This window comes from Pseudonocardia sp. NPDC046786 (assembly GCF_040645415.1).
GTDB classification, from domain to species: Bacteria; Actinomycetota; Actinomycetes; order Mycobacteriales; family Pseudonocardiaceae; genus Pseudonocardia; species Pseudonocardia kongjuensis.
On record NZ_JBEYYF010000019.1, the window covers coordinates 72,515 to 94,436 of the forward strand.

General features: G+C 74.5%; 21 protein-coding genes. 13 read left to right on the top strand and 8 right to left on the bottom strand.

What is annotated here, in order from left to right:
* Positions 1–4 precede the first annotated feature (4 nt).
* Positions 5–907: a 1,4-dihydroxy-2-naphthoyl-CoA synthase gene (locus tag ABZ881_RS21990; RefSeq protein ID WP_358487218.1), complete on the bottom strand. Its 903-nt coding sequence runs from the start codon at positions 905–907 to the stop codon at positions 5–7.
* A gap of 105 nt (positions 908–1,012) precedes the next feature.
* Here ABZ881_RS21990 and ABZ881_RS21995 point away from each other — a divergent pair, with 105 nt between their 5' ends.
* Positions 1,013–2,308 carry a hydroxyacid-oxoacid transhydrogenase gene (locus tag ABZ881_RS21995; protein WP_358487220.1) on the top strand — a complete coding sequence of 432 codons (1,296 nt, stop codon included), beginning with the start codon at positions 1,013–1,015 and terminating at the stop codon, positions 2,306–2,308.
* A 12-nt stretch (positions 2,309–2,320) separates the two neighbouring features.
* Here ABZ881_RS21995 and ABZ881_RS22000 read toward each other — a convergent pair whose 3' ends face one another.
* Entirely contained in the window at positions 2,321–2,731 is a 411-nt protein-coding gene (locus tag ABZ881_RS22000; RefSeq protein WP_358487222.1) for a type II toxin-antitoxin system VapC family toxin, read from the bottom strand.
* Positions 2,728–2,955, bottom strand: coding sequence for an AbrB/MazE/SpoVT family DNA-binding domain-containing protein (locus tag ABZ881_RS22005; RefSeq protein ID WP_344027088.1), 228 nt, complete (start codon positions 2,953–2,955; stop codon positions 2,728–2,730). Before ABZ881_RS22005 ends, ABZ881_RS22000 begins: the two co-directional genes overlap by 4 nt.
* Before the next feature lie 121 nt (positions 2,956–3,076).
* Here ABZ881_RS22005 and ABZ881_RS22010 point away from each other — a divergent pair, with 121 nt between their 5' ends.
* From ABZ881_RS22010 to ABZ881_RS22030, 5 genes are all read left to right on the top strand, one after another.
* Positions 3,077–5,968 carry an FAD-binding and (Fe-S)-binding domain-containing protein gene (locus ABZ881_RS22010; RefSeq protein ID WP_358487225.1) on the top strand — a complete coding sequence of 964 codons (2,892 nt, stop codon included), beginning with the start codon at positions 3,077–3,079 and terminating at the stop codon, positions 5,966–5,968.
* Positions 5,965–6,603 carry a DUF998 domain-containing protein gene (locus ABZ881_RS22015; protein ID WP_358487226.1) on the top strand — a complete coding sequence of 213 codons (639 nt, stop codon included), beginning with the start codon at positions 5,965–5,967 and terminating at the stop codon, positions 6,601–6,603. The genes ABZ881_RS22010 and ABZ881_RS22015 overlap by 4 nt, the downstream gene beginning before the upstream one ends.
* Positions 6,600–7,445, top strand: a complete 846-nt coding sequence (locus ABZ881_RS22020) for a patatin-like phospholipase family protein (RefSeq protein ID WP_358487228.1) — start codon at positions 6,600–6,602, stop codon at positions 7,443–7,445. The genes ABZ881_RS22015 and ABZ881_RS22020 overlap by 4 nt, the downstream gene beginning before the upstream one ends.
* Positions 7,446–7,512: 67 nt before the next feature.
* The gene (locus ABZ881_RS22025; RefSeq protein ID WP_358487229.1) at positions 7,513–8,337 is read left to right on the top strand and encodes an aldo/keto reductase; all 825 of its coding nucleotides are present in this window, start codon (positions 7,513–7,515) and stop codon (positions 8,335–8,337) included.
* Between the two features lie 296 nt (positions 8,338–8,633).
* Complete coding sequence (locus ABZ881_RS22030; RefSeq protein ID WP_358487232.1) at positions 8,634–8,951, top strand: adhesin; 318 nt, start codon at positions 8,634–8,636, stop codon at positions 8,949–8,951.
* Between the two features lie 26 nt (positions 8,952–8,977).
* Here ABZ881_RS22030 and ABZ881_RS22035 read toward each other — a convergent pair whose 3' ends face one another.
* The 3 genes from ABZ881_RS22035 to ABZ881_RS22045 all read right to left on the bottom strand — a co-directional run bounded on the left by ABZ881_RS22035 (position 8,978) and on the right by ABZ881_RS22045 (position 12,765).
* A complete protein-coding gene (locus ABZ881_RS22035) occupies positions 8,978–10,627 on the bottom strand; it encodes an ABC-F family ATP-binding cassette domain-containing protein (protein ID WP_358487235.1) in 1,650 nt (549 codons plus the stop codon).
* A 60-nt stretch (positions 10,628–10,687) separates the two neighbouring features.
* Positions 10,688–11,422, bottom strand: a complete 735-nt coding sequence (locus ABZ881_RS22040) for a dienelactone hydrolase family protein (protein WP_358487238.1) — start codon at positions 11,420–11,422, stop codon at positions 10,688–10,690.
* Between the two features lie 68 nt (positions 11,423–11,490).
* Complete coding sequence (locus ABZ881_RS22045; protein WP_358487291.1) at positions 11,491–12,765, bottom strand: MFS transporter; 1,275 nt, start codon at positions 12,763–12,765, stop codon at positions 11,491–11,493.
* A 354-nt stretch (positions 12,766–13,119) separates the two neighbouring features.
* Here ABZ881_RS22045 and menD point away from each other — a divergent pair, with 354 nt between their 5' ends.
* Positions 13,120–14,817 carry a 2-succinyl-5-enolpyruvyl-6-hydroxy-3-cyclohexene-1-carboxylic-acid synthase gene (menD, locus tag ABZ881_RS22050; protein ID WP_358487241.1) on the top strand — a complete coding sequence of 566 codons (1,698 nt, stop codon included), beginning with the start codon at positions 13,120–13,122 and terminating at the stop codon, positions 14,815–14,817.
* A gap of 9 nt (positions 14,818–14,826) precedes the next feature.
* Here menD and ABZ881_RS22055 read toward each other — a convergent pair whose 3' ends face one another.
* Positions 14,827–16,086, bottom strand: a complete 1,260-nt coding sequence (locus tag ABZ881_RS22055) for an isochorismate synthase (protein ID WP_358487243.1) — start codon at positions 16,084–16,086, stop codon at positions 14,827–14,829.
* Between the two features lie 95 nt (positions 16,087–16,181).
* Here ABZ881_RS22055 and ABZ881_RS22060 point away from each other — a divergent pair, with 95 nt between their 5' ends.
* Positions 16,182–16,667: a DUF3592 domain-containing protein gene (locus tag ABZ881_RS22060; RefSeq protein WP_344027111.1), complete on the top strand. Its 486-nt coding sequence runs from the start codon at positions 16,182–16,184 to the stop codon at positions 16,665–16,667.
* Positions 16,668–16,719: 52 nt separating this feature from the next.
* Here the strand turns inward: ABZ881_RS22060 and ABZ881_RS22065 are convergent, their stop codons facing one another.
* Positions 16,720–17,544, bottom strand: coding sequence for an inositol monophosphatase (locus ABZ881_RS22065; RefSeq protein ID WP_358487245.1), 825 nt, complete (start codon positions 17,542–17,544; stop codon positions 16,720–16,722).
* Positions 17,545–17,710: 166 nt separating this feature from the next.
* Here ABZ881_RS22065 and ABZ881_RS22070 point away from each other — a divergent pair, with 166 nt between their 5' ends.
* The 5 genes from ABZ881_RS22070 to ABZ881_RS22090 all read left to right on the top strand — a co-directional run bounded on the left by ABZ881_RS22070 (position 17,711) and on the right by ABZ881_RS22090 (position 21,885).
* The gene (locus ABZ881_RS22070; RefSeq protein ID WP_358487247.1) at positions 17,711–18,871 is read left to right on the top strand and encodes a glycosyltransferase family 1 protein; all 1,161 of its coding nucleotides are present in this window, start codon (positions 17,711–17,713) and stop codon (positions 18,869–18,871) included.
* Positions 18,872–19,192: 321 nt separating this feature from the next.
* Positions 19,193–19,774, top strand: coding sequence for a hypothetical protein (locus tag ABZ881_RS22075; RefSeq protein ID WP_358487249.1), 582 nt, complete (start codon positions 19,193–19,195; stop codon positions 19,772–19,774).
* A gap of 25 nt (positions 19,775–19,799) precedes the next feature.
* Positions 19,800–20,492: a demethylmenaquinone methyltransferase gene (locus tag ABZ881_RS22080; protein WP_358487252.1), complete on the top strand. Its 693-nt coding sequence runs from the start codon at positions 19,800–19,802 to the stop codon at positions 20,490–20,492.
* 318 nt (positions 20,493–20,810) lie between these two features.
* Positions 20,811–21,176 carry an NADH-quinone oxidoreductase subunit A gene (locus ABZ881_RS22085; protein WP_085910676.1) on the top strand — a complete coding sequence of 122 codons (366 nt, stop codon included), beginning with the start codon at positions 20,811–20,813 and terminating at the stop codon, positions 21,174–21,176.
* A gap of 10 nt (positions 21,177–21,186) precedes the next feature.
* A complete protein-coding gene (locus tag ABZ881_RS22090; protein ID WP_344027121.1) occupies positions 21,187–21,885 on the top strand; it encodes an NADH-quinone oxidoreductase subunit B family protein in 699 nt (232 codons plus the stop codon).
* Positions 21,886–21,922: the final 37 nt, after the last annotated feature.

Genomic DNA, 21,922 nt, shown 5'->3' on the forward strand with positions numbered 1-21,922 from the left:
ACCGCTAGTAGTACCAGGGGAACGGCGACCAGTCCGGCTCCCGCTTCTGCAGGAACGAGTCCCGCCCCTCGACCGCCTCGTCGGTCATGTAGGCCAGCCGGGTCGCCTCCCCGGCGAACAGCTGCTGGCCGACCAGCCCGTCGTCGGCCAGGTTGAACGCGTACTTCAGCATCCGCTGCGCGGTCGGCGACTTGCCGTTGATCTCGGTCGCCCACTGCAGCGCCGTGACTTCCAGCTCGGCGTGCGGCACCACCTCGTTGACCGCGCCCATGTGGTGCATCTGCTCGGCGGAGTAGGTCCGGCCGAGGAAGAAGATCTCCCGCGCGAACTTCTGCCCCACCTGCTTGGCCAGGTATGCCGAGCCGTAGCCGCCGTCGAACGAGCCGACGTCGGCGTCGGTCTGCTTGAACCGGGCGTGCTCGGCGCTGGCCAGGGTCAGGTCGGCGACGGCGTGCAGCGAGTGCCCGCCGCCGGCGGCCCAGCCGTTGACGACCGCGATGACGACCTTCGGCATGAACCGGATCAGCCGCTGGCACTCCAGGATGTGCAGCCGCCCGGCGCGGCCCTGCTCGACGGTGTCCGCGGTGTCCCCGGAGGCGTACTGGTAGCCCGTGCGGCCCCGGATCCGCTGGTCACCGCCGGAGCAGAAGGCCCGCTTGCCGTCCTTGGGCGACGGCCCGTTGCCGGTCAGCAGGACGCAGCCGACGTCGGCACTGGTGCGGGCGTGCTCGAGTGCGGTGAACAGCTCGTCGACGGTGCCGGGCCGGAAGGCGTTGAGCACCTCCGGGCGGTCGAACGCGATCCGCACCGCACCGGTGGACACCGCGCGGTGGTAGGTGATGTCGCGGAAGGCGAACCCCTCCACCGGCTTCCAGGCGTCGGGATCGAAGGTCTCGGAGACGGGCATGGGTCCGAGCCTAGGTGTCGCCCGGACCGTCGCCGGATGCCACATCCCGAGTGGCGGGGCAGACTCGGCTCCGGTGCCCGATGCCGCGCGACCCAGGAGGAGTCCATGACGAGCCCGTCCGTCGACCTGACCGAGGAGACGATCTTCACCTGGGGTGCGCCGCCCCTGAAGTTCGGCGCCGGAGCGATCGACGAGATCGGCTTCGAGATGACCGGGTACGACGCGGCCCGGGTGCTGATCGTGACCGACCCCGGCGTGCGCGCGCTGGGGATCCCGGACCGGATCGCCGAGTCGCTGCAGCGCTACCGGATCTCCAGCGAGATCTTCGACGGCGTGCACGTCGAGCCGACCGACGACTCGATGACCAAGGCCACCGAGTACGCCAGGGCGCAGGGCCCGTGGGACGGCTTCGTCGCCGTCGGCGGCGGCTCCGCGATCGACACCGCGAAGGCGATCAATCTGCTGACCAGCGGTCCCGGCGAGCTGATGGACTACATCAACAAGCCGATCGGCAACGCGAAGGCGCCGGAGGGGCCGCTCAAACCACTGATCGCCGTCCCGACCACGGCCGGCACCGGCTCGGAGTCCACCGCGATGTGCGTGCTGGACGTGCTGTCGATGAAGGTCAAGACCGGGATCAGCCACTGGCGGCTGCGCCCGACGCTGGCGGTGATCGATCCGCTGCTCACGATGTCGTTGCCGCCGGAGGTGACCGCGGCGTCCGGGATGGACATCGTGTGCCACGCGGTGGAGTCCTACACCGCCCGCTGGTACACCACGTTCGACCGGAAGAAGCCCGAGGAGCGGGTCACCTACTGCGGCTCGAACCCGGTGTCGGACCTGTGGTGCGAGAAGGCGATGACGCTGCTGGCCCGCTCGTTCCGGACGGCCGTGCACCACGGCGCGCAGGACGTCGAGGCGCGCTCGGACATGATGATGGCGGCGACCTTCGCCGGGATGGGCTTCGGCAACTCCGGGGTGCACATCCCGCACGCCAACGCCTACCCGATCGCCGGGATGGTCCGCGACTTCCGGCCCTCCGGCTTCCCGCAGGACGAGCCGATGGTGCCGCACGGCATGTCGGTCTCGCTGACCGCGCCGGAGGCGTTCCGGTTCTCCTTCTCCTCGGCCCCGCAGCGGCACCTGAAGGCCGCCGAGCTGATGGACCCGGGCGCCGACCGGCGCAACGACGAGCGCGAGCAGCTGCCTGGGGTGCTGATCGACCTGATGCGCGACATCGGCATCCCGAACGGGATCGGCGGGGTCGGCTACACCGAGGCGGACGTGCCCGACCTGGTGCCGGGCACGATGAAGCAGCAGCGGCTGCTCGCCACCTGCCCGCGCACCCCCACCGAGGACGACATCGCCGGCATCCTCACCCGCTCGGTCGAGAACTGGTGAGGGCGGGGCGCGTCACGGCGCGATGAGCTCGACGCGGGGGAAGTACGTCCGGTAGCGCGCGGCGTCCCGGGTGAGCAGCCGGTGTCCGCGGACGGCGGCGTGCGCCCCGATGTAGAAGGCGGGAAGCGGGGAACGCCGCTCGCCGCCCCGGCGACGGTAGTTGAGGAATGCCTTCCCGGCCACGAATCCGGCCTGCCACGGCAGGTCCTCTCTGCCGACCGCGGAGTGCGGAACCGCCTCGTCGAGATCCTCCACCCGTCCGAACCCGGTGGAGATCTCGGCGTAGATCAGCGGATTGATCAGGACCGGTCCGTCGTCGGCGGCGTCGGCGAGCGCCGTCGAGGGCCAGTCCGCCCATCGCGGATCGTCGGTCAGGATGTCGAGCAGCACGCTCGAGTCGACGAGTGTGGCGGGCCCGGTCACGGCTCGCGCAGCAGGCCGAGCAGCTCGTCGGTGCTCAGGCCGGTGTCCGCGCGGCCCCGCATCCCCCGGACGAGCCGCCGCCCCCTGGTCGGTGCGTCCTCGGTCCGGACGATGCACAGCACCCCGTCGCGCTCGACGACGTCGATCTCGTCGCCTTCGTGCAGGCCGTGCCGGTGGCGCAGCTGCGCCGGGATGGTCACCTGGCCCTTGCTGGTGAGGCGCACCGAAACCTCCGGAATGGTCGAGACCTGCCGGATCGAGGACGCCGACGTATGACTGCTCCGACGTCATACTACGCCGCAGGCGGTAGCGTCGCGGGCGTCCCGAACTGCTGGGAGGAGCTCCGTGAGCACCGCTGCGCGTCCCACCACCGCGTACCGCACCCTCGAGAACGACCTGCGTGCCGCCGTCGGCGGCGACATCCGGTTCGACGCCGCCAGCCGCGCCATGTGGTCGGCCGACGCGTCGAACTACCGCGGCGTCCCGATCGGAGTGGTCGCGCCCCGCGACGCGGACGACGTCGAGGCGGCGATGGCGGTCTGCCGGGAGCACGGCGTGCCGGTGCTGCCGGTCGGGTCGCGCACCTCGATCGCCGGGCAGGCGGTGAACACCGCGGTCGCGCTGGACTTCCGCACGCACATGGACGCGATCCTGTCCGTCGACCCGGACGCCCGGACCGCGACCGTGCAGCCCGGCGCGGTGTGCGACGCCGTCCGGGACGCCGGCAGGCCGCACGGCCTGACGTTCGGCCCGGACCCGTCCACGCACAACCGCTGCTCGATCGGCGGGATGATCGGCAACAACGCCTGCGGCTCGCACTCGGTGGCCTGGGGCAAGACCGTCGACAACGTGCACGCGCTCGACGTGCTCACCTACCGCGGCGAGCGGATCACCCTCGGCGGCTCCGGCGCCGAGTCCGGCGCGCTCCCGGACGCGCTGCGCCGCCTGGGCGCCGAACTCGCCCCGGAGATCGACGCGCACGTCCCCGAGCTGACCCGCCGGGTCTCCGGCTACAACCTCGACCAGCTGGTCCCCGGGAACGTCAACCTGGCGAAGGCACTGGTCGGCACCGAGGGCACCTGCGCCACGATCCTGGCCGCGACCGTCGATCTCGTCGAGTCGCCGCCGGCCCGCGCGCTGGCCGTGCTCGGCTTCCCGGACGCCTACCACGCCGCGGACAACGTGATGATCGTCCGCGAGCAGCGGCCGCTCACCATCGAGGGGATGGACGCCGGGCTGATCGCCTCGCTGCGCGCGCTGCGGCCGAACGAGACGACCAGCCGGATGCTGCCCGAGGGCAAGGGCTGGCTCTACGTGGAGACCGGCGGCGAGGACCGCGCGGCGGCCACGGCGGCGGCGCAGGCCGTCGTCGCCGCGATGAAGCCCTACACCACCGGCGCCGTCGTCGTCGCCGAGCCGAAGGAGATGGCCGCGCTGTGGCGGGTCCGCGAGGAGGGCGCCGGGCTGGTCACCCGTTCGCCGGAGGGCGGCGAGGCCTGGCCGGGCTGGGAGGACGCCGCCGTCCCGCCCGAGAAGTTCGGCGCCTACCTGCGCGAGTTCGACAAGGTGCTGGAGCGGCACGGCCGCAGGGGCATCTACTACGGCCACTTCGGCGACGGCTGCCTGCACGTCCGGATCGACTTCGACCTGCTCACGAAGCCGGGGATCGCGAACTTCCGGGAGTTCATGACCGACGCCGCCGACGTCGTCGTCGCGCACGGCGGGTCGCTGTCCGGGGAGCACGGCGACGGCCAGGCCCGCGCCGAGCTGCTGCCCCGGATGTACCCGCCGCAGATCATCGCCGGGTTCGAGCGGTTCAAGGAGATCTGGGACCCGGACGACCGGATGAACCCGGGCCGGGTCGTCCGGCCGGCCACGATGGACGAGAACCTGCGCACCTGGGTCGGCATGCCCACCATGCCGGACGAGCCGAAGCTCGCGTTCGGCCACGACCGCGGCAGCTTCCACCGGGCCACCCGGCGCTGCCTCGGCGTCGGCAAGTGCGCGATCGACACCGGCTCCGGCGTGATGTGCCCCAGCTGGAACGTCACCCGCGAGGAGAAGCACTCCACCCGCGGCCGGGCCCGGCTGCTGTTCGAGATGGCGAACGGCGAGGTGATCACCGACGGCTGGCGTTCCGACGAGGTCGCCGAGTCGCTGGACCTGTGCCTGTCCTGCAAGGGCTGCAAGTCCGACTGCCCGGTCGGCGTCGACATGGCGGCCTACAAGACCGAGTTCCTGGCGAACCGCTACCACCGCCGGATCCGGCCGCGCGCGCACTACTCGATGGGCGCGCTGCCACGCTGGCTGCGCGCCGCCGGGGTGCTCCCCGCCGCGCTGGTCGACGGGATCAACCGGCTCGCCCGGGTGCCGGCGCTGGCGCGGGTCGCGAAGCGGATCGGCGGGATCGACGCCCGCCGGGACATCCCGCCGATCGCCCGCGAGACCTACACCTCCCGGGCCGCCCGCGGCGCGCCGATGTCCGCGGTGCCCGATCTCGGCGTCGAGCCGGGCTCGCGCGGCCCGCTGCTGCTGTGGACCGACACCTTCACCGACCACTTCGACCCGGACGTCGCCGCCGACGCCGTCGCCGTGCTCACCGCGCTCGGCTACCGGGTGGAGCTGCCGCCGCGCAACGTCTGCTGCGGCCTGACCTGGACCTCCACCGGGCAGGTCACCGCGGCCCGCCGGGTGCTGGCGCGCAGCCTGCGGGCGATCGGCCCGGCGCTGGACGCCGGCGTCCCGGTGGTCGGGCTGGAGCCGTCCTGCACCGCCGCGCTGCGCAGCGACGCCGCCGAGCTGCTCCCCGACGAGCCGCGGGTGAAGCTGGTCGAGCAGCAGATGTCGACGTTCGCCGAGCTGCTCGCCCGGCACGCCGATGAGCTGTCCGCGGCGGCCGGCACCGGCAACGGCGCCGCCCTGGTGCAGATCCACTGCCACCAGCACGCCGAGCTGGGCAGCGAGCCGGACCGCGCGGTGCTGGGCGCGCTCGGCGTGGACGCCACCGTGCTCGACTCGGGCTGCTGCGGGCTCGCCGGGAACTTCGGCTTCGAGGACGGCCACTACGACGTGTCGATGGCCTGCGCCGAGCGCGCCCTGCTGCCCGCCCTCCGGGCAGCAGGCGACGCGGTGGACGTGCTCGCCGACGGGTACTCCTGCCGCACCCAGGTACGCCAGGCCGGGGAGCGGGAACCGGTGCACCTGGCCCAGATCGCGCACCGCGCGCTGCGCGGGTGAGCGCCCGGCTGCTCGGCACGCTCGGCGTCGCCGGCGCCGTGCTGTCGGTGCTCCTGATCGGCGCCCAGCACCTGGCCGATCCGTCGATCGACCCGGCCCGGAGCACGATCAGCGCCTACGGCCTCGGCGGCTTCACCCCGCTGTTCGACGCCGGCGTGCTCGCCCTCGCGATCGGCTCGGCCTGCGTGCTGGCCGGCGGCGTCCGGTCCGGGCTGGTGCCGGTCCGCTCGGCGGCCGCCGTCGGGTTCGCGACGTGGGTGGCCGCGCTGCTGCTGGTGGTCGCCTTCGAGAAGGTCGACTGGTCGGTCGGGGCGACCCCGTCCGGGCTGGTGCACCTCTACGCCGGGCTGGTCGCGTTCGTCGCACTGCCGGTCGCGGTGGGTGCCCTCGCCCGGCTCCGGTGGGGGCCCGGCTGGCCGGTGCTCGCCGCGGTCGCCGCGGTCGCCGCGCTGCTGTGGCTGTCCCCCTTCGTGATCGGCGTGGTGTCGGCGCCGTGGACCGGTGTCCCGTGGTGGCGGTTCGTGCCGATCGGGTTGGTCCAGCGCGGTCTCGCGCTGACCGAGGTCGTCGCCGTCGTGATCGTGGCACTGTGGGTGCGGACCCGGGAGACGGCCGAGCTGGAGGGAGCGCGATGAGCGACGACCGGCGCGCGCTGGTCCTGGGTGGCGGCGGGGTGACCGGTGTCGCCTGGATGTACGGGCTGGTCGCCGGACTGGCCGCGAACGGCGTCGACCTGGGCCGGGCCGATCTCGTCGTGGGGACCTCGGCCGGATCGGTGGTGGGCGCCAACCTGGCCGCCGGCCGGGACCCGCAGGCGTTGCTGGAGTCCCAGCTCGCACCGCCGACCGGGGAGGTCGCCGCGCAGCTCGGGATCCGGGCCGCGGCCCGGATCGGGCTCGCGGCGCTGGCCGGCCCGCGCGACGCCGAGCGGGTCCGCGCCCGGCTCGGCCGGATGGCGCTGGCCGCCGACACCGGCCCGGAGTCCGAGCGGCTCGCGGTGATCGAGTCCCGGCTGGCGGGAGTCGACTGGCCCTCCGGGGGCGACCTGCGGGTCACCGCGGTGGACGCGCACACCGGCGCGTTCCGGGTCTTCGGCCGCGACGACGGCGTCCCGCTCGCCACCGCGGTCGCCGCGAGCTGCGCCGTCCCCGGCGTGTGGCCGCCGGTCAGCGCCGCGGGCACCCGCTGGATCGACGGCGGTGTCCGGTCCACCGCGAACGCCGACCTGGCCGCCGGGTACGGCCGGGTCGTCGTCCTCGCGCCGCTGGGCGGATCCATCGGCGGTGCGGCCCGGCCCCGGGCGCAGGCCGAGGCGCTGGCGGCGCTGGCCCGGGTGGCGTTCGTCGAGCCGGACCGCAGGTCCCGCCGGGCGTTCGGCCGCAACGTCCTCGATCCGGCCCGCCGGGCCGGATCGGCGCGGGCCGGGCTGGCCCAGGCCGCGTCCGTCGCCGCGGAGGTCGCCCGGGTCTGGGCCTGAGTATTCCCGGCTGAGAGCAGTCCGACTCGCGGGCATGGCCGGCCGGTGGTGCGGGTAGCCCGGACACATGTCTGTTCCGACCATCAAGCTGAACGACGGCCGCGAGATCCCGCAGCTGGGCTTCGGTGTCTTCCAGATCGAGGCCGGGCACACCGCGGAGAAGGTGAAGGCGGCCCTGGACGTGGGCTACCGGCACATCGACACCGCCCAGATGTACGGCAACGAGGAGGGGGTCGGGCAGGCGATCGCCGACTCCGGGATCCCGCGCGACGAGCTGTTCGTCACCACCAAGCTGAACAACGACGGGCACGGCCGCGCCGAGGCCGTCCGCCGGCTCGACGAGAGCCTGGCCCGGCTCGGGCTGGACCACGTCGACCTGTATCTGATCCACTGGCCGCGGCCCGGCGAGAACCGCTACGTCGAGACCTGGCAGGGCCTCGAGGACGCCCGGGACGCCGGCAAGGTCCGCTCGATCGGCGTCTCGAACTTCCAGATCCCGCACCTGGAGCGGCTCGCCGCGGAGACCTCGACGGTGCCGGCCGTCAACCAGATCGAGTTCCATCCGCAGCTGGTGCAGCGGGAGCTGCGCGAGTACCACCAGCAGCACCGCATCGCGACCGAGGCGTGGAGCCCGATCGGCCAGGGCAAGGGCCTGCTGGAGGCCCCGGAGCTGGCCGAGCTCGCCGAGCGGCACGGTCGCTCGGCCGCCCAGGTCGTGCTGCGCTGGCACATCCAGCTCGGCAACATCGTGTTCCCGAAGTCGAACAACCCGGACCGGATCCGGGAGAACGTCGAGATCTTCGACTTCGCCCTGTCCGACGACGACATCGCGGCGATCGAGAAGCTGCACACCGGCACCCGGATCGGGCCGGACCCGGACACCTTCGGCTGAGTTCTCACGCCCCGGGGTAGGGGGCGGCCGCGCGGGCCTGCGCCGGCGCGGCCGCCCACCAGGCGAGGACGTCGAGCACCAGCTTGGCCTGCGTCCCGGCGGCCGGGTCGTCCGGTCGCCGCCGACGACCGGTCCGACGAGGTGCTGTGCGCCGTCGTCCGGGGGCGCGGCCTGTGCTTTGTGACGTAGAGCACATCCGATGTTCCCCGAGCGCACGGGCCCATCGGCGACCCGAACGGGGCCGCTGCCCGGGTGCCGCGGTGGACGCGACCGGCCGCATCCGTACGGTGGGGACGATGTTGGCGATCACCGAGAACGCTGCCGAGGCCATCAAGACCCTGAGCACCGACGCGGAGCTGCCCGAGGAGGGCGGTCTCCGGATCACCGCTCCGGACCCGGAGCAGGGCCTGGAGCTGGCGCTGGCCCCGAACGGCGACGCGCAGGACACCGTGCTCCGCGGCGAGGGCATCACCGTCTTCCTGGAGCCGGCCGCGGCCCAGATGCTCGACGACAAGGTGCTCGACGTGCAGCCGGTCCAGACCGACGCGGGCGAGCAGGAGCTGCGCTTCGCGATCGTCGCCCAGGGCGACGCCGACGACCCGGCCCAGAGCTGACACCGCCGGGCGGGGCCCTGCCCGGATCAGGACTCCAGCAGGGCCCCGTCGCGGACCTCCCAGCGGCGGGTGGCACGCACCGTGTCGAGCATCCGCCGGTCGTGGGTGACCAGTAGGAGGGTCCCGGCGAACCCGTCGACCGCCTCCTCCAGCTGCTCGATCGCGGGCAGGTCGAGATGGTTGGTCGGCTCGTCGAGCACCAGCAGGTTCACCCCGCGGGCCTGCAGCAGGGCGAGTGCGGCGCGGGTCCGCTCGCCGGGTGACAGCGACGCCGCGGGCCGCAGTACCGCCTCGGCGCCCAGCGCGAACTTCGCGAGCAGCGTCCGCACCTCCGACTCCGCCCAGTCCGGCACCTGCTCGCCGAACGCGCGCAGCAGGGCGTCGTCGCCGAGGAACGCCCCGCGGGCCTGGTCGATCTCCCCGACCAGCACCCCGGAGCCGAGCCCGGCCGAGCCGGACCCCGGCTCCAGCCGCCCGAGCAGCGCGGCCAGCAGGGTCGACTTCCCGGCCCCGTTCGCGCCGGTGACGACCACCCGGTCGGCCCACTCGACCTGCGCGGTCACCGGGCCGAGCACGAACCCGCCGCGGCGCAGCACGGCGCCGTCCAGCCGGGCGACGACCGAGCCGGAGCGCGGCGCCGACGCGATCGTCATCCGCAGCTCCCACTCCTTGCGCGGCTCCTCGACCACGTCCAGGCGCTCGATCGCGCGCTCGGTCTGCCGGGCCTTCGCGGCCTGCTTCTCGCTGGACTCGGCGCGCAGCGCACGCACGTTCTTGTCCGGGTCCTTCGTTTTGCGCCGGGCGTTGCGCACGCCCTGGGCCATCCAGTTCCGCTGCATCACGGCGCGGTCCTTCAGCGACGACAGCTTGTCGGAGTACTGCTCGTAGGACTCGCGGGCGTGCCGGCGGGCGGTCTCCCGTTCCGCCAGGTAGGACTCGTAGCCGCCGTCGTAGATCCCGATCCGGTGCTGCGCCCGGTCCAGCTCGACGATCCGGTTCACCGTGCGGGACAGGAACTCCCGGTCGTGGCTGACGAGCACGGTCGGGGTCCCGCCGCGCCGGCCGAGCGCGCCGACGAACGCCTCCAGCCGGGCCAGGCCGTCCAGGTCGAGATCGTTGGTCGGCTCGTCGAGCAGCAGTAGGTCGTAGCGGGACAGCAGCAGCGCGGCCAGGTTCGCCCGGGCCGCCTGCCCGCCGGACAGCCCGGTCATCGGTACCTGCGGATCGATCGCCAGACCGACCTCGCGCAGCACGTCGCCGGAGCGCTCCTCCATGTCGGCGCCGCCGAGCGCGAGCCAGCGGTCCAGCGCGGTCGCGTACCGGTCGTCGGCGCCGGGGGCGCCGTCGCCGAGCGCCTCCGCCGCTGCGTCCATCGTGGACCGGGCGTCGGCGACGCCGGTGCGGCGGGCGAGGAACCCGGCCACCGTCTCGCCGGGGCGCCGGTCCGGCTCCTGGGCGAGCAGGCCGACGGTCGCGTCCGGCGGGGCGAGCGTCAGCGTCCCGGCGTCCGGCGCCCGGGAACCGGCCAGGATCGACAGCAGGGTGGACTTTCCGGCGCCGTTCGCGCCGACCAGGCCGATCACGTCGCCCGGGGCGACGACCAGGTCGAGGCCGGAGAACAGGGAACGGTCGCCGTGCCCGGCGGCGAGGCCGGAGGCGTGCAGGGTGGCGGTCATCTCCCGAGGAACGTTACCCGCAGGCGCCGCGCGTGATCCGTGATCACCGGTCGCGGCCGGTCAGAGGTGCGCGGCGAGGAGGCGGTGCAGGGCCTCCCAGTGGCGCTGCTCGGCGGCCGCGTCGTGGGCGGGGGTGTCGGCGACGGCGAAGCCGTGCGCGGCCGGGTAGATCTCGACGGTGTGCTCGACGCCGGCGTCGCCCAGTGCGGCCTCGAGCCGGGCGCGCTGCTCGTCGGGGAAGCCGCGGTCGTTCTCGGCGCCCGCGACGTACACGGTCGCCCGGATCCGGTCGGCCAGCCGGTGCACGCTCGCCGGGTCGTCGGTCGCGACGTTCCCGGCGTGGAACGACGCCGCCGCGGCCACCCGCTCCGGCTGGGTGCCCGCGGTGCGCAGGCTCATCACCCCGCCCATGCAGTAGCCGGTGACCCCGATCCGGGGGCCGGCCACCTCGGGCTGGTCGAGCAGCGCGGTCACCCACGCCTCGGCGTCGACGGCGACCAGCCGCGGCTCCAGCGAGCCGACCATGCCCATCAGGCGTTCCCGCTCGGCGTCGTCGGCGAAGACCGTCGACATGTCGAAGGGGGCCCAGTCGCCGTGCCGGTGATAGACGTCGGGCAGCAGCACCGCGAAACCGAGTGCCGCGAGGTGCGCGGCCATGTCGTGCATGGCCCTGCGCACCCCGCCCGCGTCGACGTAGAGGATCACGCCGGGCCAGGGCCCGTCGCCGTCGGGGGTGTGCAGCGACGCCGGGGCGTCGCCGTCCGGCGTAGCGATCGTCAGGTCGGTGCGTGGCATCGGTCGGCTCCCGGGGGACGGACGGAGATCGGGTGGTACCCGTTCTACGCCCCCGGGAGCCGGGCCGCTCAGCTGCGCTGCAGCTCGGCGCCGTCGAGCCGCCGGGTGCGGGTCTCGGAGTAGGCGGCGACCGCGATGATCGTCACCACCGAGCTGGCCGCGATGTAGGCCGCGATCGCGTATCCGCTGCCGGTCGAGACCAGCAGCGACGCCGCGATCAGCGGGGCCAGCCCGCCGGCGAACACCGAGGCCAGCTGGTAGCCGATCGAGATGCCGGAGTAGCGCACCTTGGTGCCGAACAGCTCGGACAGGAACGCCGCCTGCGGGCCGTACATGGCGCCGTGCAGCACCAGGCCGACGGTCACCGCCAGCGCGGTGAGCGCGAAGCTCTGGGTGTCGATCAGGTAGAAGAACACGAACGCCCACAGGCCGACGCCGACCGCGCCGAACAGGTACACCGGCTTGCGGCCGACCCGGTCCGAGATCGCCCCCCAGACCGGGATGGTCACCAGGTGCACGGCGGCGCCGATCAGCACCGCGCCCAGCACGAACGACGACGGCAGGTCGAACCGTTCCTGCAGGTAGGTCGCGATGACGATGGTGAAGATGTAGTACGAGACGTTCTCCGCGAAGCGGGCGCCCATCGCGGTGAGCACCTCGCGCGGGTACTCGCGCAGCACGTCCAGGATCGGCATCGTCTCCTTCTCCCCGGCGGTGCTGCGCTCGGCGGCCTTCGCCTGCGCCTCCCGGAACACCGGGGACTCCTCGACGGCGAGCCGGACGTAGAGCCCGATCAGCACCAGCACCGCCGACAGCAGGAACGGGATCCGCCAGCCCCAGGACAGGAACGCCTCCTCTGACTGCACCAGCGCCATCACGCCGAGCATCGCCTGGGCGAGCAGCTGCCCGGCCGGGGCGCCGGCCTGCGGCCAGCTCGCCCAGAACCCGCGGTGCTCGGGCCTGCCGTGCTCGGAGACGATGAGCACCGCCCCGCCCCACTCGCCGCCGAGCGCGAAGCCCTGGATGATCCGCAGCAGCACCAGCAGGATCGGCGCCAGGATGCCGATCGTGGCGTAGCCGGGCAGCAGGCCGATCGCGAACGTCGCGAAGCCCATCATCAGCAGCGACAGCACCAGCAGCTTCTTGCGGCCGATCTTGTCGCCGTAGTGGCCGAACACCAGCCCGCCGAGCGGGCGGGCGATGAACCCGACCGCGAAGGTGCCCATCGACAGCAGGATCCCGACGGCGCCCTCGCTGTCCGGGAAGAACACCATCGGGAACACCAGCGCCGCCGCGACGCCGTAGAGGAAGTAGTCGTACCACTCGACCGTCGTGCCCAGCATGCTCGCGGCGACGACCCGCACGATCGGCGTATGCGGCCGGTCGGCCGCGGTCTGGCCGGGTTGTGTGTCGGACACGGTCTCTCCCCATCGTGAGACTGGTTACCTCGGTCGGTTGCGTCACGATAGGGCGAGAGGGTGACGTTTTCACCGGTTGTGACCACATCCGTGGTCGGTGCCCGACGTGGCCGGGCCACACCGGGTGCCCGGCGACCGTCAGACTGGGGCACATGGCCGACCACGAGTACCTCCCGCTGCCGGGCGCCGACCGCGCGCCGGCGGCCGCGCAGCCCGGGCGGCCCGGGCCGTGACCGGCGTCGCGGCGGGAACCGCGGCGACCGGCCTAGGGTCGGGACGGTGAACGGCTCCACCGCCCAGGCCAGGGTGATCGTCGACGAGCTGGTGCGCTCCGGCGTCACCGACGCGGTGCTCTGCCCCGGGTCCCGCAACGCGCCGCCGGCGTTCGCGCTGGCCCGCGCGGACGAGCTCGGGCTGCTCCGGCTGCACGTGCGGATCGACGAGCGCACCGCAGGATTCCTCGCGCTCGGCCTGGCCGTGGCGTCCGGCCGCCCGGTCCCGGTCGTCGTGACGTCGGGGACGGCGGTCGCGAACCTGCACCCCGCGGTGCTGGAGGCCGCGCACGCCGGGGTGCCGCTGCTCGCGCTGACCGCTGACCGCCCGCCCGAGCTGGTCGGCACCGGGGCCAGCCAGACGATCGCCCAGGCCGGGATCTTCGGGACCGCGGTCCGCTGGTCCGGCTCGCTCGCGGTGCCCGCCGGCGGGACCGGGGTGGCCGGGGTGTCCGAGGCCGAGGTGCGCCGCTGGCGGTCCGGGGTGGCCCGGGCACTGGCCGCGGCTACCGGCGGCGGTTCCGGTACGCCCGGCCCGGTCCAGCTGGACCTGCCCTACGCCGAGCCGCTCGTCCCCGATCCCGACGATGACCCGGAGCCGGACGGGGCGGGCCTGCTCGGGCCGTGGATCCCGGCCGGGCGCTCGGGCGGCACCGCCTGGACGGCGGCACCCCGGCCGGTCCGCACGCTGCCGCCGCTGCCGCTGAACCCGGCCGCCCGCACCCTGGTGATCGCCGGATCCGGCGGTCCGGCCGCCGATCCCGGGCTGCTCGGCGGGGCCCCGCTCGCCGCGGAGCCGTCGTCGCCGTGGTGGCGGCACGCGCTGCGCGCGGCGCCGTGGCTGCTCGACCGGCCGGAGCTGCGCCCGTCCCAGGTGGTGGTGCTCGGCAGGCCGACCCTGCACCGGGCGGTCGCCCAGCTGCTCGCGGACCCGGACGTCGCGGTGTACGCCGATCCCGGTCCGGACGGCGACACCTGGACCGACGTGCCGGGCACCGTCCGGGCCGTCGGCGCGCTGCCCGCGCTCGCCCCGCCGGACGACTTCGCCTACGCCTGGGGCGCCGCCGACCGGGCCGCGTCGAAGGCCCTCGACGCCGCCCTGGACGGCGAGCTCGCCGCTGGCGCGCCCGGCCTGCGGCTGGCCAGGGACCTGGTCGCCGCCCAGCCGGACGGCGCGCAGCTGGTGCTCGGCTCGTCGAACCCGGTACGCGACGTCGCGCTCGCCGCGGCGCCCCGGGACGGCCTGGTCGTCCGGTCCAACCGTGGGGTGGCCGGGATCGACGGCACCGTCTCGACGGCCGTCGGTGCCGCTCTGGCGCACGACGGCCCGACGGCGCTGCTGCTCGGTGACCTGACGCTGCTGCACGACACCACCGGTCTGGTGGTGGGCCGCTCCGAGCCGGTCCCGGACCTGACCGTGGTGGTGCTCGACGACGACGGCGGCGGCATCTTCCACCTGCTGGAGCAGGGCGGGCCGGAGCACGCGAGCGCGTTCGAGAGGGTGTTCGGCACCCCCACCGGCGCCGATCTGCTCGGCCTGGCCCGCGCGCTGGGCTGGACGGCCGTGGACTGGTCCGGCGACCCGGCGGAGCTGGCGGCCCGGACCGGGTCCGGGCGGCGGCTGGTGCGGGTCGCGGCCTCCCGCAGCGGGCTGCGGGACGCGCACGCCGCGCTGCACGAGTCGGTCGGCGCGGCGGTCGCCTGAGGGCGGCGCTCAGCCCTCCAGCGCGTCGCGCACCGCCCGCATCTTCGCGGCGGCCTCGCGCACCTCGGCGTCCGGGTCGGAGTCGGCGACGATCCCGCACCCGGCGAACAGCCGCGCGGTGCGGCCCTGCAGCTCCGCGCAGCGCAGCGCGATGCCCATCTCGCCGCCGCCGTCGGCGTCGACGTAGCCGACCGGGCCCGCGTAGCGGCCGCGGTCGAGCCCCTCGATCTCGCTGATCAGCGCGGTCGCGTCCGGGGTCGGGGTGCCGCCCACGGCGGCGGTCGGGTGCACCGCGCCGGTCAGCGTGAGCAGCGACGCGGGCCGGTCCGGGTCGAGCCGGGCGCGCACGTCGCTGGCCAGGTGCGACACGTTCGGCAGGGTCAGCACGGCCGGGGTGTCCGGCACGGCCAGCTCGGCGACCAGCGGGCGCAGCGACGCGGCCAGCGAGTCGACGGCGTAGGCGTGCTCGCGGCGGTCCTTCGCCGAGCCGTACAGCGCGGTGCCGACGTCGGCGCCGGAACCGGAGGGCCACATCGTCCCGGCCAGCACCCGGGACTCGACGGTCTGCCCGTCGAGCCGCAGCAGCAGCTCCGGGGTGGCACCCACCAGGCCGTCGACGGCGAAGCTCCAGCAGGTCGGGTAGCGCCGGGCGAGCCCGTGCAGCAGGAACCGCGGATCGAGCGGCGCGTCGGCGTGCGCCAGCAGGTCGTGCGCGAGCACCGCCTTCGCCAGCTCCCCGGCGCGCATCCGCTGCACCGCCTCGGCGACGGCGACCCGGTAGCGGTGCGCGGGCACGTCGCCGTCGGCGTAGCGCAGCCGCCCGCCGGGGCGCACCGGGGCAGGCGGCCGGATCGTCGCCTGCGCGAACGGCGCGTCCGCCGGGGTGATCTCGGTGATCCACGCCCGGGACCCGCGCCGCCCGACGACCACCCGCGGCACCACCAGGACCGAGCCGGGGGCGTCGTCGTCGAAGGTGAAGGACGCGAACGCGACCGCACCGGTTCCGGGCAGCCGGACGTCGTCGCTGTGGCCGTCCAGACCGTCCAGCACCGAGCGCCACCACCGGTCGGCCTCGGCGAACCGGTCGGGGCCGGAACCGGTGAACCGGGCGACCTCGCCCCAGCCGACGATGCCCTCGTCACCCCCGGTGTCGCCACGGACCCAGCTCAGCGGGTCGGCGTCGCCGGGGAGGGTGTCCAGGAGCGGTCCGTCCAGCCGGAGCGGGCGGGTGCGGACGCGCAACGCGGTGGTGGCCGGTGCGACAGTCACAATCCGAGAGTAGGCAACGCGCCGTACCGGCGTGGCGTCCCGGGGCGAGGTCCCGGCCACACCCGGGTGGCCGGCGCTTCCTAGACTCGCCGATCGTGACCAGTCCGACGGGCGACGTGCTGACCGAGACCCGGGCCGCGGCGGGCCGCCTCCTGAGCCGGGTGCGCTACCGCGTTCCGGAGATCGTCGCCGGGGTCGGCGCCACGCTGACGCTGCTGGCCGTGATCGCGCTGGGCGGGGCGTTCCTGAACGATGCGCAGATCGACGCGAACCGCGGCACGACGGCGGCGACCGTCCTGGAGGGATCGGACTACTGGCGCACCGTCGTCCGGTTCGTCGACGACCAGGGGCGCCTGCAGACCCCCGGATCGGGGATCTCGTACCCGGCCGGGCTGACCCCCGGCGAGAACATCTACGTCGAGTACGACACGACGGAGCCGACCCGGGTGCGGGTCGCCGGCCGGTCCGCGGTGGACGGGATCCTGCCGATCGCCGGTGGGATCGCGGCGGTCTGGGTGGTCGTCGGCCCGGCGTACGTGGTGCTGCGGCGGCGCCGCGACCGGCGCGACCGGCAGGACTGACCCGACCGGCGCGACCGGCGGGACCGACCCGACCGGCGGGGCCGGGCCCCGGTCAGCCCCGCCACAGCGCGGCGACCTCGGCGGCCGCGTGCGGTGCGACGACGAGCATCCCGCCCTCGGGCATCGCCGCGGCCCGGCCGTCCCGGCCGAGCACCAGCGCCCCGGCCTCGGTGGCCAGGCAGAGCGCCCCGGCCACGTCCCACTCGTGGTAGCGCTCCAGGGTCGCCGCGACCGCGTGCCCCAGCGCGACCTGGGTGATCGCGAGTGCGGCCGACCCGAGCACCCGCACCCCGGCGTGCGCCGACCGGCAGCGCCGGAGGAACCCGGGCTCCGGGTCCTCGGCGCAGACCAGCGCCCCGGCGGGCCCGGTGGTCCGCGGCGCGGGCACCGGCGCCCCGTTCGCCCGGAACCCGCGGCCGCGGGCGGCGGCGTAGATCTGGCCGCGGCCCGGATCGGCGACGACCCCGACGACCGGCCCGTCGTCGTCGACCAGCGCCAGGCTGTAGGCGCACCAGGGGAGCCCGGCGACGTAGTTCGCGGTGCCGTCGATCGGGTCCACCACCCAGCGCAGCGGCGCGGCGTCGGCGTCGGCGTCGGCGCGGCTGTCGTCGCCGGTGCCGTACTCCTCGCCGACGACCGGGCAGCCCGGGAAGTCCGCGGCCAGCACCCGGCGGGTGTGCCGCTCCAGGGTCCGGTCGGTGTCGGTGACCCAGTCGAACGGGTTGGCCTTGACGCTGCGGCCGTGCTCCTGGCCGAGCGTCGCGGTGATCACCTCGGCGGCGTCGTTCGCCAGCCGGCCCGCGGTCTCCAGCGCGCGGGACAGCAGTGCCGGATCGACCGGTCGGGCGGGTCGGGAGGTGTGCGGGACGGCCGTCATGCCACCCGAGTGTCCGGGCGGGGGATGACCCGGTCGCGACCGCGAGATGACGCGTGCACGCCGGGAACGCCAACTCGCGTGCGCCGTACCCGATGTTCGCGCGGCGTTCGGCGGACGATCACGCCACGGACCCGGCCCGGCGTTGCACCGCGACCACTGTCGGGTCGTGCGCATCGCGATCGTCTCCGAATGCTTCCTGCCGGTGGTCAACGGTGTCACCAACTCGGTGCTGCGGGTGTGCGAGCACCTGCGCTCCCACGGGCACGACGTGCTGGTGATCGCCCCGGGGACCGGAGAGCCCGCCGAGCACGACGGGGTGCCGGTCGTCCGGGTCCCGGCGGTCGGGCTGCCGGTGGTCAACTCGATGCCGGTCGGCGTGCCGAGCCGCCGGGTGCTGACCGCGCTGCGGGCGTTCCGGCCGGACGTCGTGCACCTGGCCGCGCCGTTCGTCGTCGGTGCCCGCGGGCTGGCCGCCGCCCGACGGCTCGGCATCCCGACCGTCGCCGTCTACCAGACCGACGTGGCCGGTTTCGCGTCGTCCTACGGACTCGGCCTGACCGCCCGCGCGGCCTGGCGCTGGACCTGCCGGCTGCACTCGCAGGCCGACCGGACGCTCGCGCCGTCCAGCTGGGCGACCGGAGCGCTGCGCCAGCGCGGGGTGCCGCGGGTGCACCAGTGGGCGCGCGGCGTCGACACCCGCCGGTTCACCCCGTCCCGGCGCAGCGCCGCCCGGCGGGCCGAGCTGGCACCGGGCGGCGAGCGGCTGGTCGGCTTCGTCGGCAGGCTCGCCCCGGAGAAGCAGGTCGACCGGCTCGCCGTGCTCGGCGACCTGCCCGGCACGCGGCTGGTCGTCGTCGGCGACGGGCCGAGCGCCGACGGCCTGCGCGAGCGGCTGCCCGCGGCGGCGTTCCTCGGGCACCGCGGCGGCGACGAGCTCGCCGAGATCTACGCCAGCCTCGACGTCTTCGTGCACACCGGCCAGTCCGAGACGTTCTGCCAGGCCGTCCAGGAGGCGCTCGCATCCGGGGTCCCGGTGGTCGCGCCGGACGCCGGCGGGCCGCGCGACCTGGTGCTCCCCGGACGCACCGGGTACCTGGTGGCGCCCCGGCCGGAGCCGGTCGGCGAGCCCGGCGATCCGGCCACCGACGCCGCCGACCGCGAGCTCGTGGCCGCCGTGCGGGCGCTCTGCGACCCGGACCGCAACCGGGCGTTCGGGGTGGCCGCCCGGCAGTCGGTGCTGCGCCGCACCTGGTCGGCGGTGGGGGACGAGCTGCTCGCGCACTACGCCCAGGTGCTGCGCGAGGCCCCCGACCGGCTGGTGGCCTGAACGATCCTTCCCGCACCGCGTGCGCCGCCGCATCCCGATTCGGTCGCCGCACCCCGGTTCGGTGGGCGCACCCTGGTTCGGCCGCCGCACCGGATCGAGTGGGTGCGCGGTGGTGCTGGGGGTGCGAGGAGCCCGGGTGCCCGCGCGCCGGCCCCGTTCCCTGGGCGGTGGGTCTCGCACCACCCCTCGCCCCGCGAGCCGCGAGCCGCGCGCCCTCACCCCGAACCGCGCATCGGACCCCACCAGCACCGGCCCCACCCCACACGGACTCCGTAGTCGTGCGGACCCGCACCCCCCGCCTCCCGCGTCAACCTGATGGACATGACACGTCTGGGCCGCACGATCGTCGTCGAACCGCAGGGCGAGCTCCGCACGGTGGACACCTCGGCCGCGGTGGCCCTGACCGGCCGCCTGCTGCACGCCGGACCCGCCGTCCGCGCGGCCGCCCGCACCGAGGTGCTGGCCGCTCCGCAGCGGATGATGCCGCCGGTGCTGTTCGCCCTCTCGGCGAGCCTGGTCGCCGAGGACGCGATGGCCGACGCCGCGGCCTGGTTCTACGCCGCGCAGGTCAGGGCCCGGTTCGACGCGGTCCGCTGCACCGACCCCACGGCCGCGTCCGCGCTGGCGGTGCTGCGGGACCGCTACGGCGAGCCGGTGAACCGCTGGGCGTTCGCCGATCCGGCGCGGGTCCGGCGGGCCGCGGTCCGGGGCGTCGCCTGGGACCGCACCGCGCCGCACGATTACGACCACCGCTGGATCGCGCTGCACGGCATGGGCGCGTTCACCGGGCCCGCCACCGGGGTGAGCATCCCGCGCGAGGAGTGGGCGCCGGCCGCGGCCAGGGTCCGCGCCGAGTACCTGGCCGGGCTGCGCGCGGTGCTGGCCGAGCAGTTCGGCCGCTGAGCCGGGCACTGCGTAACCTCGTGGTGTGTCCCGCGCCGAGCTCGACCGGAACCCGCACGACGTCGCCCGCATGTTCGACGGCGTCGCCCGGCGCTACGACCTGACCAACACCGCGCTGTCCGGTGGGATGGACCGCTACTGGCGGATCCAGACCCGGCGCGCGCTGGCCCCGCAGCCGGGGGAGCGGGTCCTCGATCTCGCCGCGGGCACCGCGGTGTCCACGGTGGAGCTCGCGAAGGACGGCGCCTGGTGCGTGGCCGCCGACTTCTCGCTGGGCATGCTGCGCGCCGGCGCCCACCGGGACGTGCCGAAGGCCGCCGCCGACGCCATGCACCTGCCGTTCGCCGACGGCGCGTTCGATGCGGTCACCATCTCGTTCGGCCTGCGCAACGTCGCAGACCCGGTGGCCGGCCTGCGCGAGCTGGCCCGGGTCACCCGGCCCGGCGGTCGGCTGGTCGTCTGCGAGTTCTCCACCCTGACCTGGGCCCCGTTCCGCGCGCTGTACCAGGGCGCCGTGCTCGGGCACGTGCTGCCCGCGGTGGCCCGGACGCTGTCGTCGAACCCGGACGCCTACCTCTATCTCGCCGAGTCGATCCGGGACTGGCCGGACCAGCCCGCGCTGGCCCGGCGGATCGCCGACGCCGGCTGGGAGCGGGTCGCCTGGCGGAACCTCACGGTCGGCGCCGTCGCGCTGCACCGGGCCGTCAGACCGGTCTGATCGTTTCCGGCCCGGCCGGTCCTTCCTCGTTGCGCTGCAACATTTCCTCATTCGTCGCGCAATCCACCGAGACGGATTCCGGGAGCACGCCCTACACTCGTCCGCACGTTCGTGAAGTTTTTCACAAGCGTGGTGGCCGACAGGCCGATCGGAGGGGCCCGACCTGGGTGGACGTGCGCCGTGACCGGCGCGTCGGCCGCCCCAGGTAAGGCTCGCCTGGGTCGTTCGTCACACGGCGACGGACATAGGGTCTCCGGCGACCGGCTTGTGGATCACCACTACCAACGGCGGTGGCCGCGCGACTACGAAGGTGTACGGATGCTCGATCCCTATCTCCCGCTCGTCCTGCTGTTCGCGTTGGCAGCCGGTTTCGCGCTGTTCTCGGTCGCCTCCGCACCGCTCATCGGACCGCGCCGGTACAACCGGGCCAAGCTCGACTCCTACGAGTGCGGCATCGAGCCCTCGCCGCAGCCGATCGTCGGTGGTGGACGGATCCCGGTCGCCTACTACCTCACCGCGATGCTGTTCATCCTGTTCGACATCGAGCTGGTGTTCATGTACCCCTACGCCGTCATCGCGGATGCGGTCGGTGTCTTCGGGTTCGTGGCCATCACGCTCTACATCGCCACCATCGCCTTCGCGTACGCCTACGAATGGCGGCGCGGCGGACTCGAGTGGAGCTGACGGAGCCGAAATGGGACTCGAGGAGAACCTGCCCAGCGGTGTCCTGCTGACCAGCGTCGAGAAGCTGGTCAACTGGACCCGGAAGTCGTCGCTCTGGCCCGCCACGTTCGGCCTGGCCTGCTGCGCGATCGAGATGATGACGACCGGTGCCCCGCGCTACGACCTCGCCCGCTTCGGCATGGAGGTCTTCCGGGCCTCGCCGCGGCAGGCCGACCTGATGATCGTCGCGGGCCGGGTGAGCAACAAGATGGCCCCGGTCCTGCGCCAGATCTACGACCAGATGCCCGAGCCGCGCTGGGTGCTGGCGATGGGCGTGTGCGCCAGCTCCGGCGGCATGTTCAACAACTACGCGATCGTCCAGGGCGTCGACCACGTGGTGCCGGTCGACATGTACCTGCCCGGCTGCCCGCCGCGGCCGGAGATGCTGATGGACGCGATCCTGAAGATCCACGCCAAGATCTCCGACGAGCCGCTCGGCCCGAAGCGGGCCGCGGAGCTGGCCGAGTCCGGCTACCGCACGCCGATGGTCCCGTCGTCGATCAAGTTCGCGCCGAAGCACAAGGGCCTCGACGCGCTGAAGAACACCCACACCCCGGACGTCCCGAACTACCTGGAGCCGGGTGCGCAGCCCAAGGTGAGCGACGGCGGTCTGCCCTCGCTCGCCGAGGCCGCGCGGCAGCAGCAGCTCACCGGGGGTGAGGACAGGTGACCGAGCCGACCGGCACGTCCAAGGACGAGGCCCCCGA

Bases quoted from the DNA above. Each gene is read 5' to 3' on its own strand.
- ABZ881_RS21990 (WP_358487218.1), bottom strand. From the start codon at position 907: ATGCCCGTCTCCGAGACCTTCGATCCCGACGCCTGGAAGCCGGTGGAG.
- ABZ881_RS21995 (WP_358487220.1), top strand. From the start codon at position 1,013: ATGACGAGCCCGTCCGTCGACCTGACCGAGGAGACGATCTTCACCTGG.
- ABZ881_RS22020 (WP_358487228.1), top strand. From the start codon at position 6,600: ATGAGCGACGACCGGCGCGCGCTGGTCCTGGGTGGCGGCGGGGTGACC.
- ABZ881_RS22025 (WP_358487229.1), top strand. From the start codon at position 7,513: ATGTCTGTTCCGACCATCAAGCTGAACGACGGCCGCGAGATCCCGCAG.
- ABZ881_RS22030 (WP_358487232.1), top strand. From the start codon at position 8,634: ATGTTGGCGATCACCGAGAACGCTGCCGAGGCCATCAAGACCCTGAGC.
- ABZ881_RS22035 (WP_358487235.1), bottom strand. From the start codon at position 10,627: ATGACCGCCACCCTGCACGCCTCCGGCCTCGCCGCCGGGCACGGCGAC.
- ABZ881_RS22040 (WP_358487238.1), bottom strand. From the start codon at position 11,422: ATGCCACGCACCGACCTGACGATCGCTACGCCGGACGGCGACGCCCCG.
- ABZ881_RS22045 (WP_358487291.1), bottom strand. From the start codon at position 12,765: ATGCTGGGCACGACGGTCGAGTGGTACGACTACTTCCTCTACGGCGTC.
- ABZ881_RS22065 (WP_358487245.1), bottom strand. From the start codon at position 17,544: ATGACGGCCGTCCCGCACACCTCCCGACCCGCCCGACCGGTCGATCCG.
- ABZ881_RS22075 (WP_358487249.1), top strand. From the start codon at position 19,193: ATGACACGTCTGGGCCGCACGATCGTCGTCGAACCGCAGGGCGAGCTC.
- ABZ881_RS22085 (WP_085910676.1), top strand. From the start codon at position 20,811: ATGCTCGATCCCTATCTCCCGCTCGTCCTGCTGTTCGCGTTGGCAGCC.
- ABZ881_RS22090 (WP_344027121.1), top strand. From the start codon at position 21,187: ATGGGACTCGAGGAGAACCTGCCCAGCGGTGTCCTGCTGACCAGCGTC.